Source organism: Zobellia russellii (genome assembly GCF_018728565.1).
GTDB lineage: Bacteria > Bacteroidota > Bacteroidia > Flavobacteriales > Flavobacteriaceae > Zobellia > Zobellia russellii.
The window spans coordinates 1,089,796-1,102,890 of the sequence record NZ_JACSOI010000001.1; the positions used below are offsets into that span (position 1 = coordinate 1,089,796).

At 36.7% G+C, this 13,095-nt stretch carries 10 protein-coding genes; all 10 read right to left on the minus strand.

Annotation, left to right across the window (positions count from 1 at the left end):
- Nucleotides 1–26: 26 nt before the first annotated feature.
- Nucleotides 27–1,103, minus strand: coding sequence for an acyltransferase family protein (locus H9565_RS04530; RefSeq protein WP_215437994.1), 1,077 nt, complete (start codon nucleotides 1,101–1,103; stop codon nucleotides 27–29).
- 44 nt (nucleotides 1,104–1,147) lie between these two features.
- On the minus strand, nucleotides 1,148–2,392 hold the full coding sequence (locus H9565_RS04535; RefSeq protein WP_215437995.1) for a WcaI family glycosyltransferase: 1,245 nt from the start codon (nucleotides 2,390–2,392) through the stop codon (nucleotides 1,148–1,150).
- Nucleotides 2,393–2,525: 133 nt separating this feature from the next.
- Nucleotides 2,526–4,100 (minus strand): hypothetical protein, encoded by a 1,575-nt coding sequence (locus H9565_RS04540; protein WP_215437996.1) that lies wholly within the window; start codon nucleotides 4,098–4,100, stop codon nucleotides 2,526–2,528.
- Between the two features lie 42 nt (nucleotides 4,101–4,142).
- Nucleotides 4,143–5,522, minus strand: a complete 1,380-nt coding sequence (locus H9565_RS04545) for a lipopolysaccharide biosynthesis protein (RefSeq protein ID WP_215437997.1) — start codon at nucleotides 5,520–5,522, stop codon at nucleotides 4,143–4,145.
- Nucleotides 5,523–5,596: 74 nt separating this feature from the next.
- The gene (locus tag H9565_RS04550; RefSeq protein WP_215437998.1) at nucleotides 5,597–7,879 is read right to left on the minus strand and encodes a GumC family protein; all 2,283 of its coding nucleotides are present in this window, start codon (nucleotides 7,877–7,879) and stop codon (nucleotides 5,597–5,599) included.
- Between the two features lie 345 nt (nucleotides 7,880–8,224).
- Complete coding sequence (locus H9565_RS04555) at nucleotides 8,225–9,580, minus strand: exopolysaccharide biosynthesis polyprenyl glycosylphosphotransferase (protein WP_215437999.1); 1,356 nt, start codon at nucleotides 9,578–9,580, stop codon at nucleotides 8,225–8,227.
- A 937-nt stretch (nucleotides 9,581–10,517) separates the two neighbouring features.
- Nucleotides 10,518–10,649, minus strand: coding sequence for a hypothetical protein (locus H9565_RS20230; protein ID WP_256439093.1), 132 nt, complete (start codon nucleotides 10,647–10,649; stop codon nucleotides 10,518–10,520).
- Between the two features lie 9 nt (nucleotides 10,650–10,658).
- Nucleotides 10,659–11,135 (minus strand): hypothetical protein, encoded by a 477-nt coding sequence (locus H9565_RS04560; protein WP_215438000.1) that lies wholly within the window; start codon nucleotides 11,133–11,135, stop codon nucleotides 10,659–10,661.
- A gap of 45 nt (nucleotides 11,136–11,180) precedes the next feature.
- Complete coding sequence (locus tag H9565_RS04565; protein ID WP_215438001.1) at nucleotides 11,181–11,999, minus strand: SDR family NAD(P)-dependent oxidoreductase; 819 nt, start codon at nucleotides 11,997–11,999, stop codon at nucleotides 11,181–11,183.
- A gap of 39 nt (nucleotides 12,000–12,038) precedes the next feature.
- The gene (locus H9565_RS04570; protein ID WP_215438002.1) at nucleotides 12,039–12,857 is read right to left on the minus strand and encodes an SDR family oxidoreductase; all 819 of its coding nucleotides are present in this window, start codon (nucleotides 12,855–12,857) and stop codon (nucleotides 12,039–12,041) included.
- Nucleotides 12,858–13,095: the final 238 nt, after the last annotated feature.

Here is a 13,095-nt window from a genome sequence, read left to right on the forward strand (position 1 = left end):
GTCATATTCTCGTTTTGTTTCAAATATTATCTGCCACCTGTTAGTAAAAAATAGAGTTTAGGAGTTATTTTTTTTACGTAATAGCCTAATATAATACTAGTCAATATTGTTAGTGTGGGAGCTAAAAGGAATACTGTAAATGATTCAAATTCAGAATGTCCAATCAGCTTGTTCAACCCCTTTCTGAAAATCGATAAAACAGGTTCATGAAAAGCATACAGAAAAAAAGAAAATTGAAACAAGAAATAAACCTTGTAACTAGAAATATCTTTCTTTTCACCTTCAAAATAAAAATCGTAAATACCCCATAAAGCTATAATCCCTGTCAAAATTTCTATTTTATGAACTGCGATTATTACCCATTCCTGTTGATAATTAAGATGTAATAGCAAAGTTTCAATAAAGGTTAACATGAACCAAGCCATTACGAATAATAAGCTCTTTTTTTTAAAGTTGAAGTGTTGCAGACTAATCTTATTTAGCCCTAGATAGCCACCTGCCAGGAAAAAGAGTAATGCCTCATGGGAGAAAAGAATAAAGTTGAATTCAATAAACCATGTAATTAAAAATAGCAATATTACGTAGTGTTTTGTATTCTTAAGTAATCTATACCAGAGCGGCGTCAAAAAAATAATAATAATTAAATCTCTGATGAACCATAATTGATAGGGTATAGGATGAATGAAAATTGTTGTAAGTAATTGGGAGAATGAGTAATCAAATATTAATGCATTATAAAAAAAAGGTCGGGAGATAGGTATGGTTTGAAGGATGAAAACAAATAAGAGTCCATATATAGACCAAATAAGGTAGGGTAAGACCAGGGTTTTTATTCGTTTTTTATATTTAGCTATGAATTCTATTAAAGACCCATTTTTGATATTTAGAAAAAACAAATATCCGGAAATTATAAAAAATAAAGGAACAGCTATGGTTGTAATGCCTTTGCAAATGAAATTTTGAATAAAGGAGTTTAGACCTGCATCGACCACTACAATTTTTGAGTCTAATTTTACTTCTAAGTTGTAAGAGTGTAAAATTACAACCATGACCATTAATAAAAATGAAATAGCTTTTAGTTTTTCACTTAAATATTTATTCATGAGCTTAATGCTTAATTTTTTATTTATTGAGTAAAAAGTAGGAGCTATGTTCTAATTTCGTGCTCAAAAGATTTCATTATTTTGCCAATAGCTAAATATTCTTCTGCATAGGCTCTAGCTGCTTTTTTGATTGAATTATTTTCATTACTCAGAAAAGCGTTCAAAACCCCATCATTTAGAGCTTGTTGGTCCTCAGCATTTACTAATAGACCCATCTTATGTTTTGTAACTATTTTATGTAGGCTAGAAGACTTGTTAGCCGTAATTAAAGCCAAGCCACCAACCGATAATATAGTGGTTAATTTGGAGGGCATAACCAAATCACTGGCTTTCTCTTTTTGAATAACTAAATGCAAGTTTGCCATGTTTAAAAAGTCATTAAAATCTTCTTTAGGTTGTAGCGGGAGAAAGTGCATATTTGTTAACCCCATTTCATTTGCCAAGCTTATTAAGGTTTCCTTGTAAGGTCCTGTGCCGCAAATAGCAAACTTTAACCGCTTATGGCCTTCTAAAGATCTTGCTGTATGGAGAATGGTTTCTAAGCCTTGTTTTTCCCCAATGGCACCAGAGTACAATACTACCCAATCGTCTGGGGCAAAGCCAAATTTTTCTTTTAAGGATCCGCAATTTTCCGTTATGGGGTAAAAGCTATTTGTATCTGTCCAATTTGGAAAAAATAGCAACGGTTTTTCTGCTTTTTTTTCAATTCTATCCATCATACCATCTGAAATACTACTAACCACATCACTATGTTTAAAGATGTACCGTTCTGTTGCGTATAATAGTTTTAGCAGACGTGGGTTTTTTATAAGACCCAAATCTTGAGCGGCCTCAATCTGCAAATCTTGTATATGATGCAAATGCTTAGCTCCCCTAAGGTTTTTATAAAGAGACCCTAAAAGCCCTGATTGAAATGAGGGGGAAATTGAAATAACCCAATCGTATTTTTTTTGTAAAAGTAAAGGTTGCATTCGTGCTAAGGCAGAGATAGAAAATGAAGTGTCTAACAGCATCCGTTTAAGGCCACTGGGTTGGTTTGGTACATACATGGGGCAACGCATCACTTTAAGTGTACCTCCGGAAGCAAAATGTTGTACTTCGTTTTTATACCAGAACCTATTCTTTCGGTAGGGTTGCTGTATTTTCCAATAAGGATAATAGGGATAAGCCGTGAGTACGGTGCACTGGTGGCCTTGTTCAGCCAGCCATTCCATCATTTCCCCAGAATATTTACCGATACCTGTCAGTTCAGGTGAGTAGTTGTAACCAATAAATAAAATGTGTCTCATATACTCTACAATTAGGAATTTACTTATTGAAAGGTTTTCTTTTTACAGAAAACTTCACTTGTAACATTTATTCATTAAGGTGGACTTTAATTATTTTTATAATTAATCCTTCAACTAAGGATATAAAAACGGCTTATGTAATTTTAATATTTTTGGCTTTCACATCATTAAAATTCAAAAAGCGCACTATAAATCTGACAGAATAAAAAATTATTAAATAGGTGACAATGCCTTGAAGAAATATTCTTATGATGTATGATATGTCATTTGTAATGCCGTTTGCATTCCGGAACATTCCTAAATACAAGAATATTTTCATGATGGCAAAGGGAGCATAAATGACCCCTTTCTTTGTGTAAAAAATTAAAGAATTGATTAGTATAAAGATTAAATAGTACGTTAAGAACTGTAAAGGAAAATACCAAAAACTAAAGGTTGCCAGTCCATCTCCAATATGACTAGTCACTCTGTACCCTCCATGTGCGGATGGGCCAAGTAAGAAATCTCCGCGTGAGAATTCTAGTTTGCTTTTGTCAATATTTACTCCAAATAAGCTCAATAAAGGTGTTGGGAAAATTGCCAGAATATTTTCCTTAAATAACTCTTGCATACCTTTATCGGCATATCCTTTTTTTTCCGCATAGTATATCGTCTCATCTGTAATTCGCATGTTTGCATATCTCGCCAGCATAAAATTATTTACATAATACTCGGTCCAACCTTGTTGGTAAGTTGTTAATTTTCCGCGTTTTCTTTCCCTCGTGGCTTTTATACGCTCCATAAGGGCCTCATCTTGCACTGTCTCAATTGTTTTTTGAAACAATTCTAATTTGTCAATATCATCTCTTACATTACGGGTGTGTAACATCGCTAACGAGACATTTGATAGAAGGCTTAATGCTAATAGTAGAAATATTCCTGAAAATAACATTTTGGCAGGAGAGATATAAGAAGTAAGCTTGAGGTTGTTGAGAACAAGAAAGAGAAAGAATAAAATGAAAACCGTAGCAATAGGTGTTATTATGCTTTCCCGACTGTTAGAAGCAATATTTATGATGAAAATAAGAGCAGCATAAATAAATAGTGCTTTTTGATTTTCATATTTCAGCTTCAATAGGGATGGGAAGAACAAGCATAAAGGAGCATACATGAGGTAATCTAAACCTAGTAGAAATTTACCGCCTACGTCTCCATATTCTACGTCACCTGCGCTAAAATTATAAATGCGTATTACAAAACCAATAACGCCCATTCCCCAAAGTATTGGGGGGGTAGTTTCGAAAAATCCAACCTTTTTAAGACTTAGTTGTATAAAGTTATTTTTCTTCTTAAGTATTTTTTCAGGATTTCTACAAGCTAAATAAAAGGCTAAAGAGGAAACTAAAAACAATAAAATCTCGTACAGGAAGGTCTCGTAGGGTCGTTCAAAACCAAATGTAATGGGCTTGCCTTCAACAATAGTTGCTAGTAACGGTAAAAACCGGTACATAAACATAGAGAGGTACATGAGAAAGGCAAAGGGGTAGTATCTAATGTATGCTTCTTTTAAAAAATAGGTAAATACGCCGTAAGCAATAACCGCCATAACACAGCCATAAAAATTGGCCAGACTGGGAAAGAAAATCATTTCGCCCACAACGGCAAGAACCAATGCTATAAGCATGCCTCTTTTTAGTTGTTTTAGAATATGTACGTTCTCTTTGCTCATGTTACTGTTTTTACCTCTCGCTATGAAAAGGGGTATTTTGTTTTAAACTTTCGCTCTAATACTTTGTAATTTATGTCTTGCTTGGACCCCAAGAGTTTGTAGGTCTTCCAAACCGTGGGTGTATAATTCTTTTAAGGACATGCGCATAAGTTTGCAACCTTCTGGCATAACTAACACTACTAAAATGAGGTCTAAAGAAATAGCACCCATTGCAGCTCCTGTTAAACCAAATTGTAATGATAGCAAGTAGGTAAGCCCAACAGAAACTAACGCCCCTACAAGGCCGTATACGCCCATTTTACGAGGTTCGTTTACCGCTCTAAAGACCATTTCTGTGGTATACCACAATGCGTTCAATAACATGCCAGAAATAAAGAGGTACCACATGGTTTTAGGTACTTCTAGTTCATGGTTGGTCCATACGCCATAAAACCATAGGCCAAATAGGGCAAGAAATACAAAACCTACTGCAGAAAGGATAAAAACCCCAAGTATGGATAATCTGAAAATTTTCTGCGCGGTTTTCCAGTCCCCTTTTCCAATTTGATTAATAAGCTCTGGAAAGACCGTTGGTTCTACTAAGTATAATAATTGGTTAAGGGAACGGCTCAAGGTTCTAACGGTATTGAATATGGCTACCGCTTCAGGACCTAAAACAATACGCACCACAAAGGTGGTTCCTTGGAAATAGATGATTTGCCAAACTGGTAGCATTAAATAGCTTAACCCCTTGGTAGTAATACTTTTTAAAATGACCTTGTCTTTTTGACCGCTATAAATCTTAAATAGGCCAATAACTTGGCGCCCTTTGATCCAATAGAAAACCATAAAGACTAACATGACCAACAATTGTGATATGGCAAATTCTACAATACCGTAGCCTAGCAATAAGACCAATAGTCCTGCACCTAAGTTTGCGGCTGCTTTAAACGTGAGTAAATTAATGCTCAATGCCGCTCTTTCCGCTGCGCGATAATAGGCTTCTATCAATTGTAGATAGAAGGTCAATAATTGTGAGAAGATAAGAATGGATACAGCTAGTATGGCCTCTTTGCTGTCGATTAGTGACTTATCAAAAACATGAAAATAATCTAATGTAAATATGGCCACTGTGCTTATCAGCATGGCCACAAGAACCATAATAGAAATAATATAGACCCCAGTTTTGCTAATGTTGGCCGCTTCCTGTTTTTGGTTGGCCGCATAGCTCAGTACAAAACTATTTGCTGCGGCAGAACCAAACCCCAAGTTAGAGAAGGCAATAACACTGGGTATAATGGTGAGCGTTAGCCACTCTCCATAATACGCCGCACCCCATGCCGAAATAAAGAACGGCACCAGAAACAATTGTTCCAACACCCGAACTCCTTTTTGGAAAACGGAAGCCAGTCCATTGCTAAGAACCCTCTTTTTTAATGACATTTGGTTAGTTTAAATGATTTATACATCAACTATACTATTTCAATATTTTAGCTTACACCGTATTGATGATTGTTCTATTTACGTTTGTTCTTGCCATAGCCATACCCGTAGGTTTGGGTAGCATTGGTGTCATTCAATAAGACCATTGTATTTTTTAGCTTACCATCTTTATAAATGCCTTCTATAGTGCTTAAGCTTTCTTTTTTGGTCACATCTTTACGAACCACATATATGGTACTATCTATATAAGGATTTAGTGCAAAGGCATCTGAAATAAGACCTATAGGCGGAGTATCTATAATAATCCGATCATATTGTGCGGTAAGTGTAGCCATTAATACTTCTATGCGTTTGCTAAGCATAAGCGGGCCAACTTGGTTGACATCCATTCCAGATCCAATAAGTGATAGATTGGGTATGGTAGGGTGATTTTGAATAATATCGTTAACCGCTACCTCCCCTTTTACGATAAAGTCCGTAATTCCTGGTGAATTGGGGAGGTCAAAGTTTTTCATTAATTGAGGCTCTCTCAAGTCAAAAGCTAAAGCCACTACTTTTTCCCCGTTTATGGCTAGGGTAGTGGCAAGGTTAGAGGCAATAAAGGTTTTACCTTCGCCTTTAACTGTTGAGGTCACTAATAATGTTTGATTTTTTGATGTCTTCTTTAGATAGTCCAGATTAAATTGAAGCAGTCTAAAGAGTTCGGACATTGGCGATTGGTAGCTGCTTTCCGTAATTAACACACTATCTTCTTTATTCTTGGCAATCTCTCCTAAATATGGGGTAGAAATGTGCTCTGTGATATCTTCGGCAGTGGTTACCTTATTGTTCATGGCTTCTCTAGCCTGAACAAATGAAAACGGTAAGAACACGCCAGCCAATAAGCCGGCCAAGTAAAACAATTTCTTGTTTGGGCTTACAGGAAAACGCCCTGCTTTTGGTAAACTAACAATTCGTGTAGAGGATACCGGAGCTGCTAATGAAAGCACTTCTTCTTCTCGTTTTTGTAGCAAGTATAAATACAGACCTTCTTTGGTGCTCTTATCACGGCTAATATCTACCAATTGACGTTCCATAGCAGGTACTTTGGCAATCTGCGCCTGATATTTGTTGGCGTTAGCCTGTAGGTTGTTTTGAGAAATCAGTAATCGGTTCTTACCACTTCTAACATTTTCTAAAATAGCCTTGCTAAGCTCATTTAATGTTCGGTCTAGATTTACAATAATAGGATTGGCGCTAGAAGCAGATTGTGACATCTTTCCTTTTTCCAGTAAAGTCTCGTTGTACTGATCAATAATATTACTCAAAGAAAGGTCGCTAGCACTAAGTGACCCTGGTATTGGGGTGTCTAGATTGCCCTTTATTAAATACGCTTCAATAGCATTGTACACATTAATGTTTGTTTGGTAATCGGCAATCAGCTTCTTATAGTCATTGGCTTGGGCAATGTAAAGGTCTGCGTTGCCAGAAACACTTGTAGGGTCATTTTTGGTCTTGAATTCCTCTACATTTTTTTCTACACCTTCAAGCTCTCCTGATAGTAGCTTTAAGCGGTTGTCAATCATTTTAATTGTATTTTCCGCTAGCTCATTTTCATATTTAATTTTTTCTTCAACATATGTTTCAATAAGACCGGAAACTACGTCTTCTCCCTTTTTTTGATTGGTAGATAAAAAACGTATACCCAAAAGATTTCCCGAAGTATTGATTAATTCTACACTTAACTTGGAAAGAAAATCATCTATAACCCTATCCGTTTTGCGTATTACAAAATAAAGAGGTTTACCAATGTCTTCATAGGTGTTACCTTCTCTGGTAGTTATGGTAAATGTTCCAAAAGGGGCAGTTACCAAATCACCAAAAGTATGTGTGCTTTTGTAATCTTGCTCTTTATATGTAGTCTCCAATTCATATTGGCTGTCATCCAGTAAATTTATTTGAATGGGTAAATTGTATTCCAAATCTGTAGCGGTTTCGTCTACCAGTACCTGAACAGGTGTATCTTCTCCGTAGATTTCTACATCGCGTATTCTTCCATCAACATAAAAATTGATATTCAACGACCGGTCGGATATTACTTTTTCCATGATACCCGTAGAACGCAATATGCCAATTTCATCTTCAATGTTATAAGAGTTTTTGAGGAGGCCTAAATCCTTTATACTTTCGGCTTTTGCAGTGCCTTGGCCCGTGTCATTGCCCTTTACCAAAATGGTGCTCGTTATCTCATACTCTGTTTCTACTTTATATCTCAAATACAAAAAGACAAAGGCCAGACTTAGGACTACTCCAATTACAAAAAGAGGCCAATATTTAATATATTTTGAAAGTAACTTGCTGATGTTCATTTGTTCCATCTGATAGATTAGATTTAATACATGGCTTTAAACTGAGCATAGTTCAGGGTCATAGCCTAGTTTTGTTTTTGGTTGTATTTGGTCTTTGTTGAAAGGGCATTGGTTCAAGTTTTATAACAAAAATAGGTAGTAAAGAAACAGCATTTCTTAGTTACCTAAAACTTTTAGGCCTTTAAAAAATAGCAATGCCAAAATGCTGATTTTGATTTTATAAATAAAGACATAACCGATTGAATTAATGGAAATTAAAATATCGTAAAACTTTTAAAAATAAATTTGAAATCCCTTTTAGTAAGAATATGGAATTTAACATTTGGATTTTTTCCATAAGTACATCTAAGTGTTTTAATATGCATTTTCCTCCCCGCGTACTGCATTTACAACCGTTTGGAAAATAATTCTAACGTCTAACCATAAGGACCATTTTTCTACATAAAAAATGTCTAGTTTGGTACGGTTTAAAATGTCTTTTTTCTCTCCAATTTCCCCACGGTAGCCTTTTATTTGAGCAAGTCCGGTAATACCCGGTTTTACAAAATGGCGTACCAGATATTTATCTACATTCACCTCGTAATCCCAAGTGTGCAGTTCCATATGAGGCCTTGGGCCTACCACACTCATATCGCCTAAGAACACGTTTAAGAACTGTGGTAGTTCATCTATACTGGTTTTTCGGATAAACCTGCCTACACGGGTTACGCGCATATCTCCTTTGGTGGCCATTTTAGAGTCCGCATCCTTGGAGGGACGCATAGACCTGAACTTATAGCACCAAAAGGTCTGCCGTTTAAGCCCATGCCTTTTTTGTTTAAAGTATAGTTTTCCCGGTGATTCCAATTTTATAAGAATGAACATAATGGGCACTAACCAAGACAATACGCAAAGAATCACCAAAGATGAGAAAACAAGGTCAAACGTACGTTTTACTACACGGGCAAACAACGTGTCCAAAGGAACTCTTCTCAGGTTGAGCACGGGCACGGTTTCATAGAGTTCAATAAACATGCCCCTAGAATAGATTTCTTTGTTATCCGGTATAATTTTCACGCGGATAAGGTTGTTGTCCGCAAAGTCTATCAGGTTGCGTAATTCTTTGTTGTTAAACTTGGAGGCAACGCAATAAATTTCATCAATATTATTCTCTAAAATATAAAGGAAACAATCTTCAACGGGCCCTAGAAATGTGGGACTTTTAGATTTTTTATCATCAAAATACCCCATATAACGGTAGCCCAACTCAGGTTCATCAAATACCTTGCGTATTTTCTTTAAATTTTTGTCACGGCCCAGAACTACTACTTTAACCGAGTTACCGCCCCATAAGCGGTATTTTCTACGTAGCCAGAAGAAAACCACACGATAGGCCGTTAATGCCGCGCATATAATCAAATAGATGAACAATTGCTGTTCAAGCGATTCATAAATTCTACCTGTTATTCCAAAAAGGGCAAAATAGGCAAGACCATAAATTAAATAGAGTTGAACAACTTTATGAATGTTGGTGAAAAACCGTTCCTTTCTTTTTCTAGTGTAGTAGCTTAGACCATAGGTGATAAGCAGCCAAGACACATTGTAATGAAAAATATAGTATACATTGGTGTAGGTTTCCGGTGTTAAGCAGAACAGTAAACCATTAATGATACACAAGTGGACCAATATGGAAATTGGGATAACCCAGTCCGAATTTTTAAAACTTTTCATCACCTCTATTGCTGTAAATTATGGGTAGTGAAATAGGCCCTAGGATTTAAAGCCGTTGATTGTAAAAAACATCCGGCATTTCCAAAAAAAGTTGTTGGTAAAAGTTGACTAAATGGCAATAACATAATAACAGTAGATTTACAAGTTTAATAATGTTTTACATCTAGCGCTGTAGGGCGTTTTTTAATTTTGGGGGAGGTTAAAATTGCAGGCGCAAATATAGGATTTCGGGTAGTACAGCCAAAATTAAAAGTGTTATTTAATCATTATCCCATACTCTTAAAATCGATTTTAATTCGCTAAATCGCAGTTGGTTGTAATGTTTGTAGTACTTACGGAGTATTCTGAAGTTTCCGATTTTTCCTATAAAATTAATTAAATCCCTAACTAGGCGTTTAGTGTGCGTTCATCGCATTTTTGGATGCTTGATATACGTGGTTAGGTGTGGGTACAAAGGTTTATTGTGAATGTGCAGATTTGTAAGATAAATTTTTGATGATTCTATGAAAAAATAGCGCAACAATGGGGAATTTAAAAAAGGTAGCATAGAGGAATATACGTTGATTTAAAATTCTAAATGGATAAACAAAAAAAAGGGAGCGTTCCCCAACACTCCCTTTTCAAGTTTTAAATTCTATTTCAATATTGAAATAGTTTATCAACCTACTTATGAGTTACAAAGGTGCATGAGTTTTATTTCGCTTTTTGATGCTAAAAATTGAAATTTTGATTCAAAAAATTAATAGGTAATTCCATCTAAAAGGTTGGATATCGGCCATAAAAAAAAGGGAGCGTTCCCCAACGCTCCCTTCCGAGTTATATAATACCCATTTCAATATTGAAACGGTTATTCAACCTACTTATGAGTTACAAAGATGCATTACATTGCCAAGTGCCATTGATTCAAAAAATACCAAAATTGACTCAATTACTTCACTTAGTTGATTACATAGCCTAAAATCCAATAAAGGATAATAAAAACTACGATGCTACCAATGCATCCGCATTTGCCGCCTCCTATTTTTTTGGCTCCCCAACCGGCCAATATCGCTTTTAGAATATTTTTCATAGTACTTTATTATTGGGATTTTATAGGTCCCGATTTATATTTGGTATTGTAATCCATTCGCAAATTTTGCAAGGTACTGTTTAAATCTTCGGCCTGTGATTGGAGCAGTGCATTTGTAGTTTTTGGTAAGCTACCAAACGCCAATAGATTTTGATATTTTAGTACTAGCGCCTCTTCCTTGGAAGTAATCAGTAGATTAATCTCCTTATCCGATAGGTTCTTTTCCAATAACTGATTTTCCAACGATTCAAAAATAGGATGTTCTATATGGGCCATACGGGCAATTTTCCTTTCGGTTACCGCATAATACTCATCCGTTAGGATTTTCTCGAAATCTACTTCTTCAAAATGGCGTTTCTTAAAATAGGAGAGCCAAGTAGGATACCGGTCCGATTGTACTAATGTACCATACATGCGCTGGCAGGCATGTGTTTCGGCTACCAATTCGCTCAAAGCATTTTCCCATGCAGTGCGTTCTCGTTCCATGATATATATTTTGGATTAAACTTTAATTTTTTGATTCGGTATTAATCAACCAAAAGCCGATTCTACGGCACCACCATCTATACGTACGTTGGTTCCGTTTACATAACTGGCATGTTCAGAGCACAAAAAGGCTACTACTGCGGCCACTTCTTCCGGTTTTCCTCTACGTTCCATTGCAATGTGCGGTCTTTTGTTCTTTACGAACCATTCTACGGCTTCCTTCACCGAGATATCTTTTTCCTTGGCCAATTCCTCCATCATGGCATCTGTCATGGGCGTTTCAATATAGGCCGGAGAAATGCAGTTGAAAAGGATGTTTTCTTTGGAATAGGACCGAGATAAACACTTGGAGAGATTTATAATTGCGGCCTTGCAGGCATTATACGGACTTTCATCTACATACGGTTGAAACGCATTTTCACTGGCTACCATAACCATGCGTCCCCATTTTAGTTTTTGCATTTGTGGAACAAAAGCTCGTGCCACACGAACGGCACCCATCAGGTCTACTTGAATGGTATTCATCCAATCTTCATCCGTTAATTTCAAGAAATCTCCAGCTGCGCCCCGTGCACCCGCCGAATGAAAAATGATGTGGGCACCACCAAATTCGGTTTCAATTTTATCGGCCAAATCCAATACTTCTTGATTCTTGGATATATCCGCAGCAATGCCCATGACTTTAGCACCATCCTGGGCGTCTTTTTCAACTTGTTTGACCGCATCTTTTAATTCTTTGCCATTGTCTTTGTCCGAAAGCACAATGTTGACTCCTTCCCGAGCCAAAAATTTAGCGGTTTCAATTCCTAATCCTGAGTCGCCTCCTGTTATCAAGGCCGTTTTTCCTTTTATGTTTAAATCCATACTGTTCTTTTAAATAATGATTATATATATAGTTGTATGCTATCCGTTTGTAGTAAAACCTGGGTAGCACGTCATTCCACCGTCAACAAAAATGGTGGTTCCGTTTATGTATTCAGATTCGTCCGAAGCCAACCAACTGGCCACACTCCCTATATCTTCGGGTACACCAATCTGTTTGTATGGGATGAGTTTTAGCATATTCTCCCGCCCTTCCTTGGTGCTCCAAACGTCTTTATTAATATCTGTTTTTATTGCTCCCGGTGCTATACTGTTGCATCGTATTTTATGGGGAGCGTACGCCTGGCAAATACTTTCCATCAACATTAAAAGTCCGCCTTTAGATGCCGCATAATTGGCGTGTCCGGCCCAAGGAATAACTTCGTGAACCGAACTCATGTGAATGATTTTTCCCAAAGAATTGGAAACGTCCTTGCGCATACCCCGGCGTAAAAATTCGTTTATGGCCTCTTTGGCGCACAAAAACTGTCCCGTTAGATTTACATCTATCACTTTTTGCCAAGCCTCCAACGGCATTTCGTGTAATGGATGGTCTATTTGCATACCGGCATTGGCCACGCACACATCTACAGTACCAAAATGCTCAATAGTAGTCTTGAACATAGCTTTTACGTCTTGCTCTTTGCTTACATCGCATTTTACAACAATGGCTTCGCCACTTAGTTTGTTCTTGTTGATTTCGTTGGCAACTTCTTCTGCAGCTTCTTTTGAGCTTCTATAATTTACGACCACGTTGGCGCCTTCTGCACCCATTGCCAGTGCCACGGCTTTACCAATGCCGCCACTGGAGCCGGTTACGATACAGGTTTGGTTTTCAAGTCTTTTATTGGGTTTTTGCATAACTGTAGTAATTAGACCATAAAATTACCGGGTCTAGTTCTGCCGGAATAGTCCTATACATAAAATTGATAGCTCAATGCAATTAAAAGGGAAAGCCTTTGTAATAAGCGAATTGGATAATGTTTTACGGCATTATTTTTTGTTATTAAGGCTATTTACAAATTGGGGTTCCTGTTAATTTGTGAGAACTATTAGGGGTTACCCTAGTTATGAGAAATACAGAAATTTAAAACACATA

Bases quoted from the DNA above. Each gene is read 5' to 3' on its own strand.
- H9565_RS04545 (WP_215437997.1), bottom strand. From the start codon at position 5,522: ATGTCATTAAAAAAGAGGGTTCTTAGCAATGGACTGGCTTCCGTTTTC.
- H9565_RS20230 (WP_256439093.1), bottom strand. From the start codon at position 10,649: ATGAAAAATATTCTAAAAGCGATATTGGCCGGTTGGGGAGCCAAAAAA.
- H9565_RS04560 (WP_215438000.1), bottom strand. From the start codon at position 11,135: ATGGAACGAGAACGCACTGCATGGGAAAATGCTTTGAGCGAATTGGTA.
- H9565_RS04540 (WP_215437996.1), bottom strand. From the start codon at position 4,100: ATGAGCAAAGAGAACGTACATATTCTAAAACAACTAAAAAGAGGCATG.
- H9565_RS04550 (WP_215437998.1), bottom strand. From the start codon at position 7,879: ATGGAACAAATGAACATCAGCAAGTTACTTTCAAAATATATTAAATAT.
- H9565_RS04570 (WP_215438002.1), bottom strand. From the start codon at position 12,857: ATGCAAAAACCCAATAAAAGACTTGAAAACCAAACCTGTATCGTAACC.
- H9565_RS04535 (WP_215437995.1), bottom strand. From the start codon at position 2,392: ATGAGACACATTTTATTTATTGGTTACAACTACTCACCTGAACTGACA.
- H9565_RS04530 (WP_215437994.1), bottom strand. From the start codon at position 1,103: ATGAATAAATATTTAAGTGAAAAACTAAAAGCTATTTCATTTTTATTA.
- H9565_RS04555 (WP_215437999.1), bottom strand. From the start codon at position 9,580: ATGAAAAGTTTTAAAAATTCGGACTGGGTTATCCCAATTTCCATATTG.
- H9565_RS04565 (WP_215438001.1), bottom strand. From the start codon at position 11,999: ATGGATTTAAACATAAAAGGAAAAACGGCCTTGATAACAGGAGGCGAC.